This window comes from Flavobacterium crassostreae (assembly GCF_001831475.1).
GTDB lineage: Bacteria > Bacteroidota > Bacteroidia > Flavobacteriales > Flavobacteriaceae > Flavobacterium > Flavobacterium crassostreae.
This window is the reverse complement of record NZ_CP017688.1, coordinates 2,031,445-2,055,071: the sequence shown is the minus strand read 5'-3', so window position 1 is coordinate 2,055,071 and position 23,627 is coordinate 2,031,445. Positions and strand designations below refer to the sequence as shown.

Annotated in this window: 22 protein-coding genes; 17 read left to right on the top strand and 5 right to left on the bottom strand. The window is 36.9% G+C overall.

Annotated elements, in window-relative coordinates; translation table 11 throughout:
• Window positions 1–6: 6 nt before the first annotated feature.
• The 11 genes from LB076_RS09190 to LB076_RS09140 all read left to right on the top strand — a co-directional run bounded on the left by LB076_RS09190 (window position 7) and on the right by LB076_RS09140 (window position 8,556).
• Window positions 7–306 carry a DUF202 domain-containing protein gene (locus LB076_RS09190; protein ID WP_066331085.1) on the top strand — a complete coding sequence of 100 codons (300 nt, stop codon included), beginning with the start codon at window positions 7–9 and terminating at the stop codon, window positions 304–306.
• Window positions 299–1,135: a methyltransferase domain-containing protein gene (locus LB076_RS09185; protein ID WP_066331088.1), complete on the top strand. Its 837-nt coding sequence runs from the start codon at window positions 299–301 to the stop codon at window positions 1,133–1,135. The genes LB076_RS09190 and LB076_RS09185 overlap by 8 nt, the downstream gene beginning before the upstream one ends.
• Entirely contained in the window at window positions 1,132–1,338 is a 207-nt protein-coding gene (locus LB076_RS09180; RefSeq protein ID WP_066331094.1) for a hypothetical protein, read from the top strand. The genes LB076_RS09185 and LB076_RS09180 overlap by 4 nt, the downstream gene beginning before the upstream one ends.
• A complete protein-coding gene (gene trxA / locus LB076_RS09175; RefSeq protein ID WP_066331096.1) occupies window positions 1,331–1,630 on the top strand; it encodes a thioredoxin in 300 nt (99 codons plus the stop codon). Before LB076_RS09180 ends, trxA begins: the two co-directional genes overlap by 8 nt.
• A 76-nt stretch (window positions 1,631–1,706) precedes the next feature.
• A complete protein-coding gene (locus tag LB076_RS09170) occupies window positions 1,707–2,300 on the top strand; it encodes a TetR/AcrR family transcriptional regulator (protein WP_066331098.1) in 594 nt (197 codons plus the stop codon).
• Window positions 2,297–3,571: a TolC family protein gene (locus LB076_RS09165; RefSeq protein ID WP_066331099.1), complete on the top strand. Its 1,275-nt coding sequence runs from the start codon at window positions 2,297–2,299 to the stop codon at window positions 3,569–3,571. The genes LB076_RS09170 and LB076_RS09165 overlap by 4 nt, the downstream gene beginning before the upstream one ends.
• A gap of 54 nt (window positions 3,572–3,625) precedes the next feature.
• Entirely contained in the window at window positions 3,626–4,522 is an 897-nt protein-coding gene (locus LB076_RS09160; RefSeq protein WP_066331101.1) for an HlyD family secretion protein, read from the top strand.
• 25 nt (window positions 4,523–4,547) lie between these two features.
• Window positions 4,548–5,465, top strand: coding sequence for an ABC transporter ATP-binding protein (locus LB076_RS09155; protein ID WP_066331104.1), 918 nt, complete (start codon window positions 4,548–4,550; stop codon window positions 5,463–5,465).
• Complete coding sequence (locus LB076_RS09150; protein WP_066331107.1) at window positions 5,462–6,202, top strand: ABC transporter ATP-binding protein; 741 nt, start codon at window positions 5,462–5,464, stop codon at window positions 6,200–6,202. Before LB076_RS09155 ends, LB076_RS09150 begins: the two co-directional genes overlap by 4 nt.
• 10 nt (window positions 6,203–6,212) lie before the next feature.
• Window positions 6,213–7,319, top strand: coding sequence for an ABC transporter permease (locus tag LB076_RS09145; protein WP_066331109.1), 1,107 nt, complete (start codon window positions 6,213–6,215; stop codon window positions 7,317–7,319).
• Between the two features lie 112 nt (window positions 7,320–7,431).
• Complete coding sequence (locus LB076_RS09140; RefSeq protein WP_066331119.1) at window positions 7,432–8,556, top strand: ABC transporter permease; 1,125 nt, start codon at window positions 7,432–7,434, stop codon at window positions 8,554–8,556.
• A gap of 31 nt (window positions 8,557–8,587) precedes the next feature.
• Here the strand turns inward: LB076_RS09140 and LB076_RS09135 are convergent, their stop codons facing one another.
• A complete protein-coding gene (locus LB076_RS09135; protein WP_066331121.1) occupies window positions 8,588–12,007 on the bottom strand; it encodes a PAS domain S-box protein in 3,420 nt (1,139 codons plus the stop codon).
• A gap of 392 nt (window positions 12,008–12,399) precedes the next feature.
• Here LB076_RS09135 and LB076_RS09130 point away from each other — a divergent pair, with 392 nt between their 5' ends.
• The 5 genes from LB076_RS09130 (at window position 12,400) to LB076_RS09110 (ending at window position 18,818) form a co-directional block, all read left to right on the top strand.
• Window positions 12,400–13,713 (top strand): TolC family protein, encoded by a 1,314-nt coding sequence (locus tag LB076_RS09130; RefSeq protein ID WP_066331122.1) that lies wholly within the window; start codon window positions 12,400–12,402, stop codon window positions 13,711–13,713.
• 116 nt (window positions 13,714–13,829) lie between these two features.
• Window positions 13,830–14,909, top strand: coding sequence for an efflux RND transporter periplasmic adaptor subunit (locus LB076_RS09125; protein WP_066331125.1), 1,080 nt, complete (start codon window positions 13,830–13,832; stop codon window positions 14,907–14,909).
• Between the two features lie 147 nt (window positions 14,910–15,056).
• A complete protein-coding gene (locus tag LB076_RS09120) occupies window positions 15,057–18,293 on the top strand; it encodes an efflux RND transporter permease subunit (protein ID WP_066331132.1) in 3,237 nt (1,078 codons plus the stop codon).
• Window positions 18,294–18,306: 13 nt separating this feature from the next.
• The gene (locus tag LB076_RS09115) at window positions 18,307–18,612 is read left to right on the top strand and encodes a hypothetical protein (RefSeq protein ID WP_066331135.1); all 306 of its coding nucleotides are present in this window, start codon (window positions 18,307–18,309) and stop codon (window positions 18,610–18,612) included.
• 17 nt (window positions 18,613–18,629) lie between these two features.
• Window positions 18,630–18,818 carry a YgaP family membrane protein gene (locus LB076_RS09110; protein ID WP_066331138.1) on the top strand — a complete coding sequence of 63 codons (189 nt, stop codon included), beginning with the start codon at window positions 18,630–18,632 and terminating at the stop codon, window positions 18,816–18,818.
• Between the two features lie 115 nt (window positions 18,819–18,933).
• On the opposite strand, the gene LB076_RS09105 is transcribed toward LB076_RS09110, so the two are convergent.
• A complete protein-coding gene (locus tag LB076_RS09105) occupies window positions 18,934–20,076 on the bottom strand; it encodes a hypothetical protein (RefSeq protein WP_066331144.1) in 1,143 nt (380 codons plus the stop codon).
• A gap of 316 nt (window positions 20,077–20,392) precedes the next feature.
• Between LB076_RS09105 and LB076_RS14125 the strand changes: the two genes are divergently transcribed.
• Window positions 20,393–20,521, top strand: coding sequence for a hypothetical protein (locus LB076_RS14125; protein ID WP_257785929.1), 129 nt, complete (start codon window positions 20,393–20,395; stop codon window positions 20,519–20,521).
• Between the two features lie 55 nt (window positions 20,522–20,576).
• Here LB076_RS14125 and ettA read toward each other — a convergent pair whose 3' ends face one another.
• The 3 genes from ettA to holA are packed head-to-tail and all read right to left on the bottom strand — an operon-like array spanning window position 20,577 to window position 23,533.
• On the bottom strand, window positions 20,577–22,271 hold the full coding sequence (gene ettA, locus LB076_RS09100; protein WP_066331145.1) for an energy-dependent translational throttle protein EttA: 1,695 nt from the start codon (window positions 22,269–22,271) through the stop codon (window positions 20,577–20,579).
• Window positions 22,272–22,299: 28 nt separating this feature from the next.
• Window positions 22,300–22,476, bottom strand: a complete 177-nt coding sequence (locus LB076_RS09095; protein WP_232505644.1) for a CAL67264 family membrane protein — start codon at window positions 22,474–22,476, stop codon at window positions 22,300–22,302.
• A gap of 52 nt (window positions 22,477–22,528) precedes the next feature.
• The gene (gene holA / locus LB076_RS09090) at window positions 22,529–23,533 is read right to left on the bottom strand and encodes a DNA polymerase III subunit delta (protein ID WP_066331147.1); all 1,005 of its coding nucleotides are present in this window, start codon (window positions 23,531–23,533) and stop codon (window positions 22,529–22,531) included.
• Window positions 23,534–23,627 lie beyond the last annotated feature (94 nt).

Below are 23,627 nucleotides of genomic sequence, written 5' to 3'. Positions count from 1 at the left end.
TATAAAATGACAAATTCCATCAATAAAGACTTAATTTTAAGAGAAAGATTAGCGCTCCAAAGAACAACCCTAGCCAATCAAACCACATTATTGGCATTTTTGCGCACCGCAATGTACTTTGCTGTAGCAGGATTAAGCACCCATAATGTGTTAAAAATACAAAATAGTTTACTAATTGAAATTGGATTTTACACCAGTTCTGTAGTGATTTTAGTTTTAGGAATTATAAATTTTTGGAGACACAAAAAAAGAATTGCCCAAAACCGAAAACACATAGGAGATTACAAAATAGCATATTATGAATAACACATCCTGTTGTACCGTTGCCTGCGAGCAACCACTAGACCAAAAATATTGGGATGCCCAATACCAAGCCAACACCACTGGCTGGGATCTGGGGCAAATATCGCCACCAATGCGTGCGTATATAGACCGCATCCAAAATAAAAATAGCGCCATTTTAATTCCTGGTTGTGGCAATACCTATGAGGCTGCTTATTTATCAGAACAAGGTTTTACAAACATTACCGTTCTAGACATCGCGCCTAGCTTGGTCAAAATTCTTCAAGAAAAATTTATGACCAACACCAATATACAGGTTTTGCTAGGAGATTTTTTTGCCCATCAAGGCCTTTATGATATCATTCTGGAGCAAACTTTTTTGTGTGCTCTACCTCCTAGCCTACGCCAAAAGTATGTGTACAAAATGCACGATCTCTTGACCCCAAATGGCATACTTGCTGGAGTTTTATTTAACAGATCCTTTGCCGTAGGACCACCATTTGGCGGTAGCCAAGCAGAATACGAAATGCTTTTTAAAGGCGCTTTTAGAACTCTAAAAGCAATTCCAGAGTTAGAATCTGTTGCGCCAAGATCCCAATCCGAATTGGCTATAGAATTGCAAAAAAACAGTGCCGTATCCGTTAGCCTTTATACCCTTGAAGGCGTTAGTTGTATCGATTGCAAAAATGAAATTCTAAAAAAACTACAAGCTCTAGATACGATACAAAATGCAAGTATAAGCACTGATTTTAAAACCCTATTATTGGTTACCGAACAACAAATAGCAGTGGCGCAATTACAAAAAACGATTGCCAGTTCTGGCCAATATAGCATTAGCAAAATAACATTATGAAACAAATTCTCTTTACCAATTGGCACAGCATGCGCTGGATTCGTTTAGGCATTGGTGTGTTTTTTATGCAACAAACCATACAATACCGACACTATTTGTTGGGTGTTATGGCTTTAGTTTTTATCTTTCAGGCACTATTTAATATCGGCTGTGGTCTAAATGGATGCGCCGTTCCATCGTATAAAAAAAATAAAAATGAGTAATTTTACTACCCTAATTCAATCCGACAAACCCGTACTAGTAGATTTTTTTGCCAGCTGGTGTGGGCCTTGCAAAGTACTTGGACCTATTTTAAAAGAAGTCAAAGACCATTTAGCAGACGGCATCTCCATTATCAAAATTGATGTAGACAAAAACCAGCAACTAGCCTCCCAATACCAAGTTAAAGGCGTTCCTACCATGATTTTATTCCAAAATGGAAAACAAGTATGGAGACAGTCTGGTGTTTTGTCAAAAACAGAGCTGATCCAAATTATTTTAGAAAAAAGCCATTAAACACAAAAAAGCAATACCCATTGCTTTTTTTTTGGTATCTTTGTTAACCAAATGGTTAAACCAAAAAGTTAAACTCATGACAACCGAAGAAAAAATTTTTAATGCCGCCAGAATTGTATTTCAAAAAAAAGGGTTCTCCGGTGCACGAATGCAAGAAATTGCAGACCAAGCAGGCATCAATAAAGCCATGCTACACTATTGTTTTAAGAGCAAACAACGGTTGTTTGAAGCCGTTTTTAATAATGCCTTTAACCAATTAGCCCCTCAGGTAAATGCAATCTTTAATAGTGATGCAACCGTTTTTGAGAAAATTAAAGAGTTTACCCACAGTTATCTCGAATTTGTGATAAAAAACCCCTTCTTGCCTCCATTTATAATTCAAGAAATGAATAATAACCCCGAATTTGTTACTACTTTTTTAAAAAACACCAACAGGCCCAATCCTTCCTTTTTGATTACTCAAATAGAGCACGAAATTCAATCCGGAATCCTTAAAGAACTGAATCCGAAACAACTACTATTGGATGTTTTTTCTATGACGGTATTTCCATTTGCGGCACAAACCTTAGTTAAAAATTTGCTGCAAATCTCAGATCCAGAATTTAACCAATTAATGCAACAACGTCAAACCAGTATTGCCGAACAAATTATTAATACCATCAAAAAATGAGAAATATCCTTATTTTGGTGCTTTGTATGGCTTCTTTTTGGAGCACAGCACAGCAACCGTTGTCGTTAGAGGCTTGTTATGCCGCAGCAATTCAAAACTATCCTATTGCAAAACAACGGGATTTGTGGCAACAAAAAAACCATTTAGAAACTGCCGCACTCTACAGGGCTAAATTACCTAAAATAGACCTTCAAGCGCAGGCTACATACCAATCGGATGTCACCCAATTGCCGATTGCTATTCCAAATATGGCAATAACTCCTGCAAACCAAGACCAATACCGGTTGACCGCACAGGCCAACCAATTGGTATACCACGGCGGTTTGATTGGAGTCAATGTAAAACTAAATGCCTTGCAAATGGCCACAGAACAACAAGAAATTAGCATCCAATTATACCAACTACAATCCAGAATTGCACCTTTATTTTTTTCAATATTGGTATTGCAAGAAAAAAACCTACTACTACTGGCCAAACAAAAACAATTGGCTTTAAAAAGTGCCGAAATGCAATCTGGTGTGCAATCAGGTGCTGTTTTAATTGCCTCTAAAAAAACACTCGAAGCCGAGAGTCTGCGCATAAAACAACAACTCACGGAGATTAAATACCAACGAAAAAACCAGATTGAAAACCTAGCCACTCTTACGGTTTTAAATATAGATCAAAATGTAGTTTTGGTTCGTCCAACAATCCAAACTATAGTAGCGAAAACCAACCAAAGACCCGAACTGCAATTATTGGACTTAAAAAGCCAACAAATAGATCTTCAAAAAAACATTATTGGCAAAAACAATTTGCCCAAAATAAATGCTTTTGGACAAATAGGCTACGGAAACCCAGGTTTGAATATGCTGGATAATTCTTTTCAAACTTTTTATGTATTGGGTATCCGAGCCAGCTGGAAGGTATTGGACTGGAACCAATCTCAAAAAGAACAACAAGCCCTCACGCTCTCTAAGGGACTTATTGCCACAGAAAAAGAACGTTTTGTAATCCAAAACCAAGTTCAGTTGCAAGAAACAGAAAACCAAAGCTACGCACTACAAGAGATGGTAACTACAGATAAAGAAATTATTAGATTACGAGAATATGTCGAAAAATCTGCTGCTGCACAACTAAAATATGGTGTAATTACGGCCTCAGAATATGTGGTGGCCTTGACAGAATTATATGAGGCCAAAACAAATGAAAAATGCCATTTACTACAACTAGCTTTGGCACAAGAAAATTACCAATTACTGCAAGGACAGGATATTCTAAATACCCAATAAGTACAAACTATATTCTAAAAAAAAAACGACTTACTATATCCAAAAAAGTGTAAAATGAAAAAAATAAAAATACTATCGTGGGCAGTTTTAGCAATAAGTACGCTCTCTTGTGATAAAAAGGACACCAAAGCAGATGGTTATGGTAATTTTGAAGCCACAGAAGTTACCGTATCGGCAGAAGCCACCGGAAAAATTGTATCCTTTGCTCTAAATGAAGGAGATTTTATTGCTGCAAACAAACCCATAGGCTTAATTGATACCATCCAGTTGTATTACAGCCAACAACAATTAGAGGCTACCAAAAATGCGGTTTTTTTGAAATCCAAAAATGTACTATCCCAAGTTACTATCCTGCAAGAACAGCGCAAAACCATTCAAACAGAAAAAACCCGAATACAAAATCTATTGGATGCAAATGCGGCCACCCAACAACAACTCGATGCAATCAATGGCCAAGCAAATGTAATCCAGGAACAAATAAAAAGCATCCAGACACAAAATGCGCCAATACTTGCTGAGGCAAATGCTATTGGTATTCAAATAGATAAAATTGCCGATCAAATCCAAAAAAGTAAGATTATTAACCCTATAGATGGCACCGTTTTGGCTAAATATGCTGAACCTAACGAAATTACTACATTTGGAAAACCACTCTACAAGATTGCCAATACCAATCAAATGATACTTCGGGTTTATGTGAGTGCCAACCAATTATCTCAAATAAAAATTGGGCAAGCAGTAACAGTCAAAGTAGATGTTGAGAACGGGCTTAAATCTTATCCAGCTACTGTTTCCTGGATTTCGTCTGTGGCAGAATTTACCCCAAAAATTATCCAAACAAAAGAAGAACGCGTGAGTTTAGTATATGGCGTAAAAGTTTTGGTCCAAAATGATGGCTACCTCAAAATAGGAATGCCTGCAGAGATGTGGAGGCACAAATCAAAATTATAATTTTTATAAAAAAACACCAAAAAAAATGGGTATTCTTGTTCAAAACATCTCTAAATCGTACCAAGGCACTCCAGCGCTTACGGCGGTGTCCTTTGCAGTAAATAAAGGCGAGTTATTTGGATTAATTGGTCCAGATGGCGCAGGCAAAACCACCCTTTTTAGAATACTAACTACCCTATTGCTGGCAAATGAAGGTACTGCAACTCTGGCTGGTTTGGATGTAGTAAAAGACTACAAAAAAATCAGAAAGGAAATTGGATACATGCCCGGAAAATTTTCGTTGTATGAAGACTTAACCGTTACCGAAAATTTGCATTTTTTTGCAACGATTTTTGGAACTACTATTTCAGAGAATTATGCCTTAATTAAAGACATTTATACCCAACTAGAACCCTTTAAAGACCGAAGAGCTGGAGCGTTATCTGGCGGAATGAAACAAAAATTAGCCTTATGCTGTGTTTTGATTCATAAGCCAAATATATTGTTTTTGGACGAACCAACCACGGGAGTGGATCCGGTTTCTAGAAGTGAATTTTGGGAAATACTAAAACAATTACAACAAAAAGGAATGACCATATTGGTATCTACGCCCTATATGGATGAAGCTACATTATGCGATAGAATTGCATGGATTGAAAAAGGAAAAATAGTGAAATTAGATAGCCCCCAGCATATTGTTTCGGATTATGATAAACAACTTTATCACGTGCGGGCTCAAAACACCCACCAATTAATTCAGGATCTAAAAAAATACCCCAGCCAATACAGTGTGTATGCCTTTGGTGAATACGTACATTATTGCGATACCCAAAAAGATTTTGATCCCAAAGACTTACTGGCGTATTTGCAACAAAACCAACACCAACACATAGAGATCCATCTTTCTGTAGCTACTATAGAGGATGTGTTTATGGATATAACCTCTTTAAATTCTAGCCAATGAAAACCGAAAAAATTATAGAAGTAAAAAACCTCAACAAAAAATTTGGCACTTTTACGGCAGTGAATGCTATTTCTTTTGAGGTATATAAAGGAGAAATTTTTGGCTTTTTGGGAGCAAATGGCGCAGGCAAAACCACCGCAATGAAAATGCTAATTGGTATTTCTAAACCTTCGTCTGGAGAAGCTTGGGTGGCCGGTTATGAGGTGCAAAATAACACCGAAAAGGTCAAAAAAAGTATTGGATACATGAGTCAAAAATTTTCTTTGTATAATGATTTGACGGTGCAAGAAAACATTGCATTTTTTGGTGGAATTTATGGTTTAAGCAATACCCAAATAAAGCATAAAACTGCCCAACTTCTCCTAGCCTTGTCCTTGGAGGATAAGGCCAACGAATTAGTAGGAAATTTGCCCTTGGGCTGGAAACAAAAATTAGCTTTTTCGGTGGCATTATTACACGATCCCAAAATTGTATTTCTGGACGAGCCAACCGGTGGCGTAGATCCCATTACTCGAAGACAATTCTGGGAAATGATTTATGCTCAAGCCCACAAAGGAACTACCATTTTTGTGACCACGCACTATATGGATGAGGCAGAATATTGTGATCGGGTGTCTATAATGGTGGATGGAAAAATTGCAGCCTTAGATACTCCCAAAAACCTAAAACAACACTACCAGGCACGTTCTATGAACGAAGTCTTTTTGCAATTAGCCCGTAAAAAAAATAACTCTTAACTCCCTACTGATGAAACGATTTTTAGGTTTTGTAACAAAAGAATTTTACCACATCTTTAGAGATAAACGCTCCATGTTTATTTTATTTGGGATGCCTATTGCTCAAATTTTATTGTTTGGTTTTGCTATAACTAACGAGATTAATAAAGTTCCGATTGCTATTATGGATAAATCTAACGATACCGAAACTCAAAAAATAATCCAGAAAATAAGTGCTTCTAAGTATTTTTATATAGAACAAAAAATTTATTCCGAGGCACAAATAGAACCTACTTTCCAGAAAGGAACAGTCAAAGCAGTATTGGTTTTTGAAAAAGATTATATAAAAAATTTAGAAACCCTAAAACAAGCAAAAATACACCTCATCGCAGATGCCACAGATCCCAACATGGCCAATGCTATAACCACTTACACTCAGTCAATTTTGCAGAATTATAACCAACAGAGCAATTCTAAGGTCCAAATTGGTGCCTCAATACCCATAGAAACCCAACTGTATTACAATCCGGAACTACAAAGCGTATTTACTTTTGTGCCTGGTGTAATGACCGTTATTTTGATGCTTATTTCGGCAATGATGACCTCAATATCCATCACCCGAGAAAAAGAATTAGGCACCATGGAAGTACTTTTGGTATCCCCGCTTAACCCCGTACAGGTTATTTTAGGAAAAGTGTTTCCGTACCTATTTCTATCTATAATCAATGCAATTGTGATTGTAACCTTGGGGGTGTTTGTCTTTGGGATGCCGATAGAAGGAAGTCTTTTATTATTGGCCTTTGAGAGTATTCTTTTTATCCTTACGGCACTCTCTTTAGGTATCCTAATATCCACGCTATCCAACTCGCAGCAAACGGCCATGATGATTTCGTTAATGGGATTGATGCTACCGGTAATTATTCTTTCGGGATTTATTTTTCCGATATCCAGCATGCCATTACCTTTGCAGTTAATCAGTAATATTATTCCTGCAAAGTGGTTTATTATCATTCTAAAAGCCATTATGCTAAAGGGAGCTTCTTTTGCACTCATCTGGAAAGAAACCCTTATACTATTTGTAATGATGCTTTTTTTTATAGGATGGAGCATCCAAAAATATAAAATTAGATTAGAATAAGTTTTAAGGCTACCTGCCTCTTGGTACTCCCCCATTTTGAGTTCTAAAAAAACAATACCAAAAGCTTTGTTGGGCTCCAATACTTTTAGCTAATTTTTATAAAAATACAAAAATGAGAACTATATTATTTATAATACAAAAAGAATTTAAACAAATTTTCAGGAATAAGGCCATGTTGCCTATTCTGTTTGTTTTGCCATTTTTACAATTAATAATACTATCCAATGCAGCTAGTTTTGAGGTAAAAAACATAGCCATATCCTATATAGACCATGACCACTCTGCGGCCTCTAGAGCGTTGATCCACAAGTTTCAATCTTCGGATTATTTTGTAATGTTCCCTCCTTTTGATACTAAAAAAGAAGCCGATTTAGCAATGAAAAAAGGCACAATAGCAGTAGTTATCGAAATCCCAAATCATTTTGAACGTCAATTGGTAACCCAAAATAAATCTCCACTATCTGTGCGTATCAACGCTATTGATGGAGCAGCAGCAGGAGTACAAAGTGCTTATGTAACGCAGATTATTCGAAGTTTTGATCCAATGGTATCCACCAAATGGAATAGCGCTAAATCCCAGGTATTGGCACCACCCAAAAACAGTATTGCCATACCTCTGTTTTGGTATAACAACAGCTTAAATTATAAAACGCTTATGGTACCGGGTATTTTGGTTTTGCTGGTAACCATGCTTACTTTGTTTTTGTCTGCCATGAATATAGTACGTGAAAAAGAGATGGGAACCCTAGAGCAGATTAATGCCACTCCCATAAAAAAATACCAATTTATTATAGGAAAATTATTTCCGTTCTGGTTATTAGGTTTGCTAATTTTGAGCGTAGGATTGGTTCTTGCCAAAATAGTTTTTGCAATCCCAATGTTAGGTAGTATCGGGTTGCTTTACCTTTTTACATCCGTGTATTTATTGGTTATTTTGGGTATTGGTTTGTTTATTTCTAATTTTACCAATACCCAACAACAAGCCATGTTTATTGCTTGGTTTATTACGGTGTTATTTATTTTAATGAGTGGTTTGTTTACTCCCATCGAAAGCATGCCAGATTGGGCGCAGCAACTTACTTTATTAAACCCTATTCGGTATTACGTGCAAGTTATCCGAATGGTATTACTCAAAGGAGCTTCTTTTGATGCTATTGCAACGCCATTCTATAGCATTGTTTTTTATGCTTTTGTTAGTAATTTATTGGCTATTTGGAGTTATAAAAAAACCAATTAAAGACAACGTAAAGCCTGCTAAGTATTCGGTTTTAATACATCCATTTTGTAGTTATTTTTTTTAAGTCCGAAATATTAATGGGTTTGGGCAAGTAGTCGTTCATACCTGATTGAAAGCATTTTTCTTTTTCGCCTGCCAGTATTCCTGCTGTTATAGCAATTATAGGTATCGGAATTTCTTTTTGCATGGCTCTAATTTCTGTAGCGGCTTGGTAGCCATTTTTATTGGGCATTTGTATGTCCATAAATATAATATCTATGGCTAGTTGTTTAAATTTATCAACTGCTTCATTACCATCAACTGCTTCATAAATGGTGGCATTTGGCAAAATTCTTTTTAATAATTTTTTGGCCAATAACATGTTTATTTTGTTGTCTTCTACAATAAGAATATTTTTTGGCCCTAGTGTTTTAAGCAATGCCGCCTTTGGGACTGCCTTTTTAATTTTCTTGGAACTAGACTTGGAGTTGTTACTGCTTTCTACCTGCAATTGAATGGTAAAGAAAAAATTACTCCCTTGACCATACTCACTCTCCACAGACAGAACGCTGCCCATTAAAGCCAACAATTGGTTGGAAATGGTCAAACCAAGACCAGTACCTCCAAATTTCCGGCTGGTGGAATTGTCTTCTTGTACAAAAGAATCAAATATTTTTTGGGTGTTGTTTTTTTGTATTCCTATTCCGGTATCTTGTACCGAAAACATAATGGTACACCGTTTGTTTTTAGAACGTTTTATCACAGAGACGTCTAGTTTTATAGTTCCGGAGTCGGTCAATTTTAAAGCATTACTCAGCAAATTGACCAAGACTTGTTTTAGCCGCATTACATCGACCAAGACTTGTTTGGGTAGTTCGTTAGAAAGGGCAAGTTCTAAAACTATGTTTTTGGTATTTGCCTCATGCTGAAATAAAGCCATAACCTGGCTACAAAGTTGGCTCAAATGCACCCTTTCGAGATGTAACTCTAGTTTGCCAGATTCTATTTTAGAAAAATCAAGAACATCATTAACAATCTGCATTAATGATTTAGCAGATTCATGAACCGTAGCCATGTATTTGGATTGATCGGCATCTAATTTGGACTTTTTTAATAAATGGGTAAAACCAATAATACCGTTTAGAGGGGTTCGTATCTCGTGACTCATATTGGCCAAGAAATCTGTTTTGGCCTTGTTTGCAGATTCTGCTATTTCTTTTGACTTGTTTATTTCTATTTCCATTTGCCGCTTTAGAGTAATATCAATAAAACTGATAACTACCTCTACTATTTTACCTTTTTCATCCAAAATAGGAAACCCATTGACTAAAACCCATTTATTTTGTAGTTCTTTAGAATGGTTAATTCTAATAATAAAATTCTTTAGGGGTTTCGCATGGCCCAGAATTTGATTTATCGGAAAATTTTCTTTTGCCATTACAGTTCCATCGTCATTCAAAAACTCCCAATAGTTGACACATTTTTTGTTTATAATCATTTCCTGAACATCGAACCCTAACAATTCAGAGGCTTTTAAATTGCTCATAATTATAGAATAATCTGGCTTGTAGGCTACAATACCTGCATCCAAATTATTGAGTAAGCCTCTGTAGCGTTCCTCGCTTCGTTGGAGTGCTTGTTCAGTAATTTTTCGTTTGGTAATTTCTGTAACTGTACCAATGTAGCCAACAACCTCCTTGTGGGCATTTTTTTCGGCAATAGCCTGCCCCATAACCCAAGTAATGGTATTGTCTGGTCTGATGAACCGAAACTCGAAAGAAAAATTTTCATGGTTCGCAATTGCTTTTTTCCAATTTTTCAGCAAAAGTCTTTTGTCTTCCTTATGTACTGCATGCAACCAACCAGTACCTAAAGCTTGTTGCTGTGTCAATCCCGATATTTGGGTCCACCTTGGGTTTACATACGTTGTGTTTCCTAAAGTATCGGATCTAAAAATACCCACTGGGGATGCCTCTGTCAGGGTATAGTATCTTTTTTCACTTTGGTAAATAGCCGCTTCTGCTTTTTTGCTTTTTTGATCTTTTTCTATGATTTCTAAAGCAAAAGCAACATCTTGGGTGGCTTCTTGGAGTAAATTAATTTCTTCCAGATCAAAAAATAGTTTTTCACTGGAGTAAAAATTAAAAACCCCTATTGTTTTTCCAAATTTTTTAATAGGCAAACACATTAAAGAATGGTAACCTCTAGCTAAGGCTTCTTGACTCCATGGTTGCATTATTTTATCCTTGGCAATGTCATTACAAACTACATATTTATTGCTTCGGATCACTGTGCCTACGGGGCCTCTGGATTCTAATACTGGGTTTGCTAATTTTTGTTGGATGATCTCTATATAGCCAAGATCCTCTCCCGCCACTACCGTGGGGGTTATTTTGTTGGATTCGGGATCTAACAGACCAATCCAGACCATTTTAAATTTGCCGTACTCTACTGCAATTTTACAAGCCTCCTTAAATAGGGTTTCTTCCTGTGTAGTCCGTACAATCATTTGGTTGATTTGACTGATAAACAAGTAGAGCCTATTGCTTTTAATAATTTTTTGTTCTGCACGGATGCGCTCCGTAATATCGGTAATAATTCCATGACAAACCACCGTTCCATCTGGGGCTACTACAGGCAACGAGTTGACCTCGTGCCAAACCAATCCTTTGGTAGGATGAAAATACCTATAAACCCCTTTTAGAGGGACGAGTTTGGTTTTGGTATTGGTTATTTTTTGATTTATTTCTGTAACGTCTTCGGGGTGGATGCACTCCATGACCTTATTGGTATGGTTTTTAATTTGTTCAAAAGTAAAACCATAAATTTCACTTATCGCCTCGCTAGCATACAAATAGCTCAAGGAGCCATCTAAATTTTGGGCCATAGAATAAATCAACCCTGGCGAGGTTGCGGCAATTTTAGCAAATATATCTCGTTCTTTTTGTAAGGCTCTATTAAAAGCCATTTTTTCGGTAACGTCTCTAAAATTGGCTAGAATACCAGCAACGTATTTGTCGTTCAGTTTGTTATTGAGTACTCCTTCTAGCCAAATGTAATGCCCTTTTTTGTGTTTTATTTGAAACAAAGCAGGGTATAACTGCCCCGGATTATCCAATACTGCTTGGAATAATACCGCAACATAGTTTAAGTAATCTGGATGAAAATAATCTTCTTTTTGGATGGCATTGAACTCTTCATCAGAATATCCAGTTATGCGAGCAGAAGAAACACTCCGAAAAATAGTTTTAAAATCTTTGTTTAGAACTGTAATAATCCCTTCGTTGTTTTCTACCAAAGCCCGAAAGCGTTTTTCGCTTTTTTCTAATTTAGATACCTTTTTGTTTTTGAAAAGTGTGGTTACGGGCTTCTTTTGAGCTTCTTTTTTTTGCAAACGATCCAGTAATTCTGCTTGATTTTTAGCAACCTCTACTAGTTTTTCATGACTAAGTTCTGAAAAATTTATACTCATAAAAATAAATTAATTAGCAGTATTGTTCTTTATTAAATAATTACTATTTAGAATTGTTTTTTTTAAACCAAAAAAATTAAAGCCAGAACCAATGCTCCTACCTACAAAATGTAGCTTCAATGGTTTCTCTTTTTAGGATTAGTACTCCTAAATTTAAACAAAAAAATACGTTCTAGTGATTAATTTTACATTATGTAAACTATTTGGTAACAATTATGCCAATTTTTCTTACTATATCCATACTTTTCTTACAATTACAAGAGGGCTTTTGGTGCGTTCCTACCTAGGTGCAGATTACTACTGTATTGGTTTACTTTTGGGAATGTGACATTTGTTACTGTGTAGGCTTTATGGCTGGATTACCTTTGCTTTACTAATTAGAAACAGAAATTATGAAGCAACTACATTCTATCTTACTGGCTATTTTATTTTTGAGCAGCAGTTTTGGTTACAGCCAGGATACGCTGGCACTTTCTAAAAGCGCGCTTTGGCAAAAAATATCCAGCAAAAACCTACAACTTAAAATTGCCAACCAAGAGTTTAAAGCTGCACGGGCGGAATACAGACAATCCAGCGCAGTATTTTTACCGAGTATTTCGGTTTCGCATACTGCACTTGTTACCAATAACCCCTTGATGGCTTTTGGATCCAAATTAAATCAAGAAATACTAACGGTTTCGGATTTTAATCCGTCTTTGTTGAATGATCCTGCAACTACCCGAAATTTTGCCACCAAAATAGAAGTTTTACAGCCTTTGATAAATCCTGACGGCATTTATGCCAGACAAGCCGCTGGAACTAAAATGCAGGTTTATAAGCTGCAAGCGGAGCGTACTCAAGAGTATTTGGAGTTGGAGGTAAATAAATCTTTTATGCAATTACAACTGGCCTATAAAGCCGTGGCAGTTCTAGAAAAAGCAACCGCTACTGCACAGGCTAATTGGAAGTTAATTGAAGGGTATTTTAAGCAAGGGATGGTTCAAAAAACAGATTTGCTATTGGTACAAGTACGTGTAAACGAAGTAAAAAACCAATTGCAATATGCCAAAAGTAATGTACAAAATACGTCCGATTATTTGGCCTTTTTGCTAGATGAAACTATGGGAGATACGGTCTACAAACCCACAGAAGCGTTAGAAAACACCATTAGGTTAGACAATACGCCCACGCAACTCTCTCTGGACAGAAAAGACATTAAGGCCATGGATTTATCTAGCACGGCCTACCAAAAAATGATGTGGTCTAGCAAAATGCATTTTTTGCCTCGATTAAATGCCTTTGGAAGTTATGAGTGGTACGATGCTACGCTATTTGGTACCGCTGCCAAAGGATATGTGGTTGGAGCGCAATTGGCATGGAATGTATTTGATGGCTTTAAATCTATTGGAAAGCTCGAAAAAGCAAAAGCAGATTGGCAAAAAGCCCAGATAGAAACCCAACAGTATAAGGCCAAGAGTCAGTTGGAGTTACTTAAAACCAACCGCCAGTTACAGGATGCTGAGAATAATGTGCAGCTATCGGAGTTGGATTTAGAACAATCCCAAGAAGCCTATAGAATACGAAACAATCGTTTTATGCAAGGTCTAGAAAAAACTACCGATTTGTTGCAATCCCAAACGCAAATGTTCCAAAAAGAATTGGAATACCTGCAAGCGGTGTTTAACTACCAGTTTACGCAACAATACCTACAATTTTTGACAAAATAAAATATCCTAATACTTGGGTTGTTTTTTTAAAAGAGTGCCCATACCCTCTTTTTGTGTAGTGCCAAAAACAAAACCCGATTTTTAAAACGAAAGAAAAAACCAATTAAATACTACTTATGAAAAAAATAATAACCCTAATTGCAATCTCTATTTTAAGTTTAACCTCTTGTAATGGCGAGAAAAAAGAGGTTGCTGTAGCCACTGCCGCCATTGCTGTAAAGGTAGGTGAGGTTTCTAAAAACACTGCTGGCACATTTATAAGTGCTAGCGGAAAGATTGAGGCCCAAAATAGTGCCGATCTAAGTACCCGCATGATGGGTTATGTTACCAAAGTGCATGTGGTGGTTGGCCAAAAAGTGCATGCTGGACAATTGCTATTGCGTATCAATAATACCGATTTGCAAGCCAAAAAAGCACAAGTAGATGCCAGTGTGCTGCAAGCAACGGCAGCATATAAAAATGCAAAAAAGGATTACGACAGGTTTAGACACTTGTTCCAGGAACAAAGTGCTTCGCAAAAAGAGCTAGACGACATCACGGCTCGTTATGAAACAACCAAAGCTGGTTTGGAAGGAGCCAAACAAATGCGAGAGGAGGTTGTGGCGCAATTTAATTATGCCAATATTACGGCTCCCTTTGCTGGTGTGATAACTACTACTTTTGTAAAAGAAGGTGCTATGGCTAGCCCTGGAATGCCTTTGATTGCTATGGAAGGAGGTTCTAAATTGCAGGTCACTGCAATGGTCTCTGAGGGAGATATTACGGCTATTGAAAAAGGAATGCCAGTACGGGTTTTGGTAAAATCGTCTGAGGAAAAACTTACCGGAAAGGTGAGCGAGGTGAGCACGTCGGCAAAAAATTCTGGTGGACAGTATTTGGTTAAGATAAATTTGGATCCGTCTGAAAGTACGGTTTTGTCTGGAATGTTTGTCAATGTGCAGTTTCCGGGTGCTAACAAAGTGTTGTCGGGTGCTAACAACAGAATTTTGGTGCCGCAGAGTGCGCTGGTAAAACAAGGCCAATTGACTGGGTTGTATACCATCGGGAAGGATAATGTGGCTTTATTGCGGTGGTTGCGTACTGGCAAAACTTTTGGCAATCAAGTAGAGGTTCTCTCGGGATTGGCTGCCAATGAAAAATACATTGTTTCTGCACAAGGCAAATTGTTTAATGGTGCCAAGGTTCGTGTGGAGTAATAATAGAGTAACTAGAGTTTAATAGCAATCGTGGCGTGAGGGATAGTAGTGAAAATCCTTTTTGTTTTTTCTTTAAAAACAAAAAGATTGTAGCGGATAGCCCGACCCGACTTTTGGGGAGGGACACGCCCAAATAAATAAAATAGTATGCAAGAAGGAATTTCAGGCAAAATTGCCCACTTTTTTATACACTCCAAACTAACCATTTTGATGATGGTGGGTTTGATGATTATTGGGGTGTATAGCTCGTTTCTTATTCCCAGAGAAGAAGAACCGCAAATTAATGTGCCTATGGCAGATATTATGGTAGGCTATCCTGGTGCTAGTCCTACGGAGGTAGAAAGCCGTGTGGCCAAACCTTTGGAGAAAATTATCTCTAATATTAAAGGGGTGGAACACGTGCACACCATGGCTATGAATGGACAAGCTATGTTGATTGTGCAATTTTATGTGGGGCAAGATGTGGAGCGCTCGTATGTAAAACTATACGATGAGTTGGCTAAACATGAGGATATGTTTCCAAGAGGGGTGTATAAACCGATGGTAAAAACGCGTTCTATTGATGATGTGCCTATGCTGGGGATTACGCTTTGGAGCGAAAAAATGGATGATTTGCAGTTGCGTCAAATTGCAGAAGAGGTAACTTCGGAAATTGAAAAAGTGAAAGATGTGGCCATTACCAAAGAAATTGGGGGCCAAAGCAGGGCAATGAAAGTGATTTTGGACAAGGATAAAATGGCCGAAAATGGTATTGACCCTTTGGCTATTCTGCAAATGATACAGGCCAATAATGGGAGTGCACAGTCTGGTAGTTTTGTCAATCAAGACCAAGAGTATTTGGTTACTACTGGTACTTTTTTGACCTCTGCCGAGGATCTCGAAAATTTGGTAGTTGGGATTCATGGCAACCGACCAGTTTATTTAAAACAAGTGGCAACTATACAGGATGGTGCTGCTAGGGCCAAGAGTTATGTGTCTTTTGGGTATAGTAAAGCCCATAAAAACTATGCGCAATTGCCTTCTGAATATCCTGCGGTTACTATTGCTGTTGGTAAGGTAAAGGGGGCGGATGCGATGAAAATTTCGGAAAAAATTATTGAAAAAGTAACGCATTTAAAGTCTAATTTGATTCCTGCGGAGGTCCATGTGGATTTTACTCGTAATTATGGCGAAACGGCTTCGGATAAAGTGGGCGAATTGTTGTTGCATTTGGGTATTGCTATTCTGGCCGTTACGGTATTGGTGATGTTGGCCATGGGATGGCGTGGTGGTTTGGTGGTTTTCTTTTCGGTTCCGCTGACCTTTGCCTTAACGTTGTTTAGTTATTATATGCTAGACTATACGTTGAACAGAATTACGCTTTTTGCGTTGGTTTTTGTGGTGGGTATTGTGGTGGATGATAGTATTATTATTGCCGAGAACATGCACCGCCATTTTAAGATGAAACGGTTGCCGTTTAAACAAGCTGCAATTTATGCTATCAACGAAGTGGGAAACCCTACTATTTTGGCCACCTTTACGGTTATTGCTGCTATATTACCTATGGCATTTGTGTCTGGAATGATGGGGCCTTATATGAGTCCGATGCCTATTGGGGCTTCGATTGCCATGATTTTGTCTCTGTTTGTTGCCTTGACTGTTACGCCTTATTTGGGCTACCATTTGTTGCAAGAAAAAGATACACAAAAACACAAAGCTGCCGAAGGACTTGAAACTAATTTTATTTATAAAATTTACAACAAAATAGAACGCCCTTTATTAGAAAGTAGCACCAAAAGACGGTTGCTTGTGGCGGTAACCGTTTTATTGCTTTTGGGATCTATTGGCATGTTTTTTACGCAATCTGTTTTGGTCAAAATGCTGCCTTTTGATAATAAAAATGAATTTCAGGTGGTTATTGATATGCCAGAAGGTACTACTCTTGAAAGAACGGCAGTGGTTACCAAAGAAATTGCCAATTATTTGACTACGGTTCCGGAGGTGGTTACGTATCAAAACTATATTGGAACCTCTGCTCCTATTACCTTTAATGGCTTGGTGCGGCATTATGATTTGCGTGGCGGTAGCAATATGGCAGATATTCAGGTTAATTTGCTGCCTAAAGAAGATAGAAAATTACAAAGCCACGACATTGCCAAAACGGTGCGTATTGCAATTCAGGCTATTGCTAAGCAATATGGTGCCAATATAAAAATTATTGAAGTACCACCTGGACCTCCTGTTTTGTCTACCTTGGTTGCTGAGGTATATGGTCCGGATTACAAACAACAAATACTCGTGGCCGAGCAAGTAAAAACTATCTTGCATCAAACCGATGGTGTGGTAGATATTGATTGGACCGTAGAAGACAACCAAACAGAATACAAACTCGAGGTAGATAAAGAAAAAGCCATGCTCAACGGAATTGCACCGCAGCAAATAGTGGGTAATTTGACTTATTTATTGCAAGAATATCCGGTTGGTAATTTGTATGCCGAGAACTCTAATGACCCTGTGGGGATTGTTCTGTCTTTGGAAGATAAAGACAAAACGAGCCTGCAAGACATTCAGAACTTAAAGATAAAAAGTAGTCTAGGAAATATGATTCCGGTTAGTGATTTAGTTAAAGTAAAAACAGATACGCTACAAAAAACTATTTATAGAAAGGACCAAAAACGGGTGGTTTATGTAACTGCTGATATGGCTGGTGCTCTGGAGAGTCCGGTGTATGCAATTTTGGGAATGACCCAAAAATTGGATAAAATGAAAATTCCAAAAGGGTATACAATCCACGAGTTGTATATGGAACAACCCACCGACGAAAGTGATTTTACTGTAAAGTGGGACGGAGAATGGCAGATTACCCTAGAGGTATTCCGTGATTTAGGAGTGGCATTTATGGTAGCCATTGTGATTATTTATATGCTAATTGTGGGTTGGTTTCAGAATTTTAAAACTCCAATAGTAATGATGCTTGCCATACCGCTTTCTTTAATAGGTATTGTATTTGGCCACTGGTTATTGGGTGCATACTTTACAGCAACTTCTTTCATTGGTATGATTGCCTTGGCTGGAGTAATGGTACGAAATTCTGTTTTGCTGATTGATTTTATAGAAATTAGATTGCAGGATGGAATACCATTGAAACAAGCCATCATTGAGGCTGGGGCGGTTAGAACCTCTCCTATTTTATTGACAACTGGAGCGGTGGTTATTGGTGCCTCCATCATATTGTTTGACCCGTTGTTTCAGGGACTAGCTATCTCTTTGGTGTTTGGCGCTATTGTTTCGACAATTCTTACATTAATTGTGGTGCCGTTAATTTATTACATCACAGAGAGAAAAAAATGGGAATCTGCTACCCAACCCATTGCAAAACAAAAGGACACCAATACTGAACTATAAACCATATACTCTAATGAAATTACTTATCCTAACAGCCATAGCGGCATTTGACCTAGACATCAAAAAGATGCTAAAACAAGCGGCCGTAAAAACCTTTACCTACAAAACAGTTACTGGATTTACAGACTTATCTGCAGAAGCTATTGAAAATAATTGGTTTGGAAGCGAAAGAAATGAAAACGATTCTATCTTGTATTATGCTTTTGTAAAGAAAGAAAATGTGGATTTATTTTTTGATCTCGTTATGGATTTCAATAAAAAACAAGAAAGTAGGTCCCAAGTTCATGTTGCAGTACTAAACATCGAAAAATCAAATTAATTAAAATACCCAAAAAAATGAAAAATAAAGTTTTTAGAATAGTCGTAGGTTCTTTTATACTAATAAGCGTGTTGTTAGCCAATTATGTTAGCCAAAATTGGTTGTGGTTTACGGTCTTTATTGGCGTAAATCTACTACAATCTGCCTTTACGAAATGGTGTTTGCTAGAAATTATTTTGTCCAAATTAGGGCTAAAAGACGACTAAAACCTATGGGTTATTAATACCAAAAAAGCTACTAGAAAACGAGTCTCTAGTAGCTTTTTTTGTTAAATAGTATGGGTACTAATTTAAATTAGTTTGAGCATTTTTTTTAAAAAAATTATTTAATATCTCTAACCACTAAAGCAAAATGAGCGTTGATAATATTCTCGTTATTGGCCTGAATTAGCTTTATATGCAGGGTGGCGTCTTTGCCATTACGAGTCACCGATTCTAAAACAAACATAGGAGAGTCTAGATAAACATCCGAATTTAAACCCGAACCAGATAAATAATCATCGCGCCAAGTTAATTTGTTACCATTAACCTCCACTCGTGTTAGTTGCATCCATTTTGCATTGGTAAAAGCACCTTGCAACTTAGTGGCTAAATCTACCGTAGTATCGTCTATGTTTTTTATGGTTTTAATTTTTTCTCTAACTGCTTTTTCAAAATTAAACGTGGTGAAAATTTTCATCTCAGTACCTATAGAACTTATTTTTTTGAAGCCTGTAATCTCTTTGGTTATATTCGCTACTGTTTTGTTGGATTTTCTATCAATTAATTCAAAATTAAAACGTAACATATCCGAGTAATCTGCCTTAAAGCTGTTGTTATCTCCATGAAATTCAATGTCGAACTTGTTAGGATCATAGATCAGTAAATGACCTATAAATCCTTCTAAATCTTCGTAAATACCACGCATGTAATGTTTGGAAACAAAATCGGTATTTACCACTATCTTATAATCATAATAGGTCTCTGGTCTAAATTCTATTCTAGATAAAACGGTACTAGTCACGCCCTTATAACTGGTTTTAAAAGTAATTTGATCCTTTAAAGGACTAAAGCTAAATTCTTTTATAACTACTTCTTTTAAATCTTCGTCAGTAAACTGATAAAAATTGGTTCCTCCTACATCTGAAGCATGTATGGAGATAAAAGATTTGAGGTAATCTGCCGTAAATTTTGACGGATTTGAGGTTAGCTCATCAATATCTAAGGCTTTGTAATAGATCTCTTTGGATACTTTAGATACTGCGTAACTACGGCTGCCCATAGCATAATCATTTGGCTTTTGTGGCACAACCACAACTTGTGTTGTAACTTCTTGTTCTGTGGTAGCGGTAGTAGCATCTGTAACTTTTGGTGGAGTAACTGCGTTTGGTTCAGCCGAAGTACTGCTCGTAATAATTGGATCGTCTTTGCTGCAGCCCAACAAACAAATTGCTACCGTAATGGCTGCTAACTTTAATTTTTTCATGGTAAAATAATTTATTATAAGTATTTATACTGCTATTTATATTTATTATAAATATAAATAACTAGGGCAAATTTAATAAAAACATAACAATTAGATTACATTTTGTTATAAAAAATTACTAGTATTTAAAAATAAAAAATAAAACTTTCTTTATCAACACCTTATACTTATACTAAATTATTCTCTAAAAGTATTTTACTACAAAATGGCACCAGTTTATAAAAAAACGGAACTAGCTACACAACTGACTTTTATCATATTTTATCTAAAGGGTGTTTTTTACTTTTGAAATCTAAACTAAATGAACTGTAAGGATATGAAAAACGCTATAGAGATAAACTGGGATAATGGGTCTATAATAATTGTTTTTGTTTTTGGATTGGTAATTATTGGCTTGGTTGCTGCGGTTTTATTACTGATGAATAATGACAAAAAGAAACCATAAAAAAAAGGATATCCCAGTGGGATATCCTTTTTTTTATAATTTAAAATTAGAGTGTTTAGCTTCTAATTAATTTCCTGTATTTCAAACGTTTTGGGGTCAAATCACCACCTAATCGTTTTTTCTTGTTCTCTTCGTATTCCGAGAAACCACCTTCAAAATAGTAAACTTCTGAATCTCCTTCAAAGGCCAAAATATGGGTACAAATTCTATCCAAAAACCATCTATCATGGGATATTACTACGGCACAACCTGCAAAATTATCCAGACCTTCTTCTAAGGCACGTAGGGTATTGATGTCAAGATCATTGGTAGGCTCATCTAATAACAGTACGTTTCCTTCTTCTTTTAGGGTCATGGCTAAGTGCAAACGGTTGCGTTCTCCTCCAGAAAGTGTGGCTACTTTTTTGTTTTGATCGCTTCCGCCAAAATTAAAACGGCTTAGGTATGCGCGGGAGTTTACTTGACGTCCTCCCATCATGATTAGCTCTTGGCCATCACAGAAATTTTCCCAAATGGTTTTATTGGGATCAATGTTGGAGTGCGCTTGATCTACGTAGGCTATTTTTACGGTTTCGCCAATAGCAAACTCTCCTGCATCTGGTTTTTCTTCTCCCATTATCATTCTAAAAATAGTAGATTTACCGGCACCGTTTGGGCCTATAATTCCAACAATTCCTGCTTGTGGTAGGGTGAAGTTTAAATTATCATACAATAATTTATCTCCAAAGGCTTTGGCTACTCCTTTAGATTCTATAACATTGGTACCCAAACGAGGGCCATTTGGTATATAGATTTCTAATTTCTCGTCCAATGCTTTTTGGTCTTCGTTTAATAATTTGTCATAATTCTGCAAACGTGCTTTTTGCTTGGTTTGACGGCCTTTTGCGCCTTGACGCACCCAGTCCAACTCTCGCTCTAAGTTTTTTCTGCGTTTAGAGGCTACTTTTTCTTCTAAGGCCATACGACTGGATTTTTGATCCAACCAAGAAGAATAATTTCCTTTCCACGGGATGCCTTCTCCGCGGTCTAGTTCTAGTATCCAACCGGCTACATTATCCAAAAAGTATCTATCGTGTGTTACGGCAATTACGGTTCCTGCGTATTGGGCTAAGTGTTGTTCTAACCACAATACACTCTCGGCATCTAAGTGGTTGGTAGGCTCATCCAATAACAATACATCTGGTTGTTGCAATAACAAACGGCACAAAGCTACTCTACGACGCTCACCACCGGAGAGGTTTTTGATGGGTGTATCTGCATCTGGTGTGCGTAGGGCATCCATTGCAATTTCAAGCTTGGTGTCTATTTCCCAAGCACCAAGGGCATCAATTTTGTCTTGCAATGCTGCTTGACGATCCATTAATTTGTCCATCTTGTCTGCATCTTCATAGTTTTCAGGAAGACCAAACAAATCATTAATTTTGTTGTACTCCTCTAAGACTGCCATTGTTTCGGCAACCCCTTCGCGTACAATTTCAATAACGGTTTTGTTGTCATCCAGAATTGGCTCCTGCTCCAGGTATCCTACACTATATCCTGGCGCAAAAACAACATCGCCTTGATAGTTTTTGTCTACTCCTGCTATTATTTTTAGCAAAGAAGATTTTCCGGATCCGTTAAGACCTAAAATACCTATTTTAGCTCCATAAAAAAAACTTAAATAAATATTTTTTAATACTTGTTTATCGCTACTTGAGTATGTTTTACTCAATTTAGACATCGAAAAAATTACTTTTTTATCGTCTGACATTTTTTATAATTTAAAATTTAAAACTAATTTATAACCTTCCTTTTAGAGAACTAAATACCCAGGCATTTGCCAAAAAACCAACTCCTACTGCGGCAAAACCCCAGCCAGATACCTCACTGTAACGAAAAGCGCCTAGGCCAATTAACAGCAAACCCATTAGTACCATAATTAAAGTAGCCCATCCTAAGATGGTGTTCTTATTCATTCCCATAATTTTGCTTTATTTTTATGGTGCAAATATCGCTAATTTTTAATGGTTAATTAAAAATTTTATACAGCATTTCTTTTAAAAGATCCGCATTAGTCATGCCTTGTGCGCCTACTCCTTTACTTTTTACGTCAATCTCTCGCAAGGTAGCTACAATTTGACTTACTTTTCGCATAGGATAATTCTTTAGGGCAAGATCATAATCTTTCAAAAAGTAGGGATTTACTCCCAAAACTGCGGCAACATTTTTGGGATTACGGTCTTTTAAACCATGGTATTTGAGCAATTGAACAAAAAAAGTAAATACCAAACTAGTGGTTACTACCATTGGATTGTCTTTAGGATTGCTTGCAAAATTGGCAGCAATTGTATAGGCTTTTAGCTGCTGACGCTCTCCTATGGCTTTTCGTAATTCAAATATGTTAAAGTCTTTGCTAAATCCAATATTTTCTTCAATATCTTTGGCAGATATGGTGCTGCCTTTGGATAGGATTAGTTGCAACTTTTCTAGCTCGTTATTTATTTTACTTAAATCGGTACCCAAAAATTCTACCAACATAGCCGAAGCTTTGGGTTCAATGGCATATTTTTTTCCAGCCAAAACCCGTTTAATCCACTCTCCTACTTGATTATCATAGAGTTTTTTGCTTTCGTAGACTACGCCGGCTTTTGCCAGTAATTTGGTGGTTTTTTTGCGCTTGTCTAACGTTTTGTATTTATAACAAAAAACCAAAACCGTAGTAGCCATCGGCTGACTGGCATAGGCCTCTAGTTTGTCTATCGTGCGGCTGAGATCCTGTGCTTCTTTTACTACCACTACCTGACGCTCTGCCATCATGGGATATCTTTTGGCTGTAGAAATAATATCTTCTATGGTTACGTCTCTACCGTACAAAATGGTTTGATTGAAGCCTTTTTCTTCTTCAGATAAAATATTTTTTTCAATATAATCCGATAATTTGTCAATATAATAGGGCTCCTCTCCCATCAAAAAATAAATAGGTTTGATGTTTCCTGCCTTGATATCGTTTACTATTTTAATTACTTCATCCATTTTTTAGGGTATCGGGTCGGTTTATAGCCTGTGGTTCTGTAGTATAAATAAGTAGGTTTTGGCAACCTAAATTTTAAACAATTTATTAATTTTG

Coding starts and splice junctions, on each gene's coding strand:
- LB076_RS09125 (WP_066331125.1), top strand. CDS start 13,830: ATGAAAAAAATAATAACCCTAATTGCAATCTCTATTTTAAGTTTAACC.
- LB076_RS14125 (WP_257785929.1), top strand. CDS start 20,393: ATGAAAAACGCTATAGAGATAAACTGGGATAATGGGTCTATAATAATT.
- LB076_RS09105 (WP_066331144.1), bottom strand. CDS start 20,076: ATGAAAAAATTAAAGTTAGCAGCCATTACGGTAGCAATTTGTTTGTTG.
- trxA (WP_066331096.1), top strand. CDS start 1,331: ATGAGTAATTTTACTACCCTAATTCAATCCGACAAACCCGTACTAGTA.
- LB076_RS09155 (WP_066331104.1), top strand. CDS start 4,548: ATGGGTATTCTTGTTCAAAACATCTCTAAATCGTACCAAGGCACTCCA.
- LB076_RS09170 (WP_066331098.1), top strand. CDS start 1,707: ATGACAACCGAAGAAAAAATTTTTAATGCCGCCAGAATTGTATTTCAA.
- holA (WP_066331147.1), bottom strand. CDS start 23,533: ATGGATGAAGTAATTAAAATAGTAAACGATATCAAGGCAGGAAACATC.
- LB076_RS09190 (WP_066331085.1), top strand. CDS start 7: ATGACAAATTCCATCAATAAAGACTTAATTTTAAGAGAAAGATTAGCG.
- LB076_RS09160 (WP_066331101.1), top strand. CDS start 3,626: ATGAAAAAAATAAAAATACTATCGTGGGCAGTTTTAGCAATAAGTACG.
- LB076_RS09165 (WP_066331099.1), top strand. CDS start 2,297: ATGAGAAATATCCTTATTTTGGTGCTTTGTATGGCTTCTTTTTGGAGC.
- LB076_RS09135 (WP_066331121.1), bottom strand. CDS start 12,007: ATGAGTATAAATTTTTCAGAACTTAGTCATGAAAAACTAGTAGAGGTT.
- ettA (WP_066331145.1), bottom strand. CDS start 22,271: ATGTCAGACGATAAAAAAGTAATTTTTTCGATGTCTAAATTGAGTAAA.
- LB076_RS09140 (WP_066331119.1), top strand. CDS start 7,432: ATGAGAACTATATTATTTATAATACAAAAAGAATTTAAACAAATTTTC.
- LB076_RS09120 (WP_066331132.1), top strand. CDS start 15,057: ATGCAAGAAGGAATTTCAGGCAAAATTGCCCACTTTTTTATACACTCC.
- LB076_RS09130 (WP_066331122.1), top strand. CDS start 12,400: ATGAAGCAACTACATTCTATCTTACTGGCTATTTTATTTTTGAGCAGC.
- LB076_RS09095 (WP_232505644.1), bottom strand. CDS start 22,476: ATGAATAAGAACACCATCTTAGGATGGGCTACTTTAATTATGGTACTA.
- LB076_RS09115 (WP_066331135.1), top strand. CDS start 18,307: ATGAAATTACTTATCCTAACAGCCATAGCGGCATTTGACCTAGACATC.
- LB076_RS09145 (WP_066331109.1), top strand. CDS start 6,213: ATGAAACGATTTTTAGGTTTTGTAACAAAAGAATTTTACCACATCTTT.
- LB076_RS09180 (WP_066331094.1), top strand. CDS start 1,132: ATGAAACAAATTCTCTTTACCAATTGGCACAGCATGCGCTGGATTCGT.
- LB076_RS09110 (WP_066331138.1), top strand. CDS start 18,630: ATGAAAAATAAAGTTTTTAGAATAGTCGTAGGTTCTTTTATACTAATA.
- LB076_RS09150 (WP_066331107.1), top strand. CDS start 5,462: ATGAAAACCGAAAAAATTATAGAAGTAAAAAACCTCAACAAAAAATTT.
- LB076_RS09185 (WP_066331088.1), top strand. CDS start 299: ATGAATAACACATCCTGTTGTACCGTTGCCTGCGAGCAACCACTAGAC.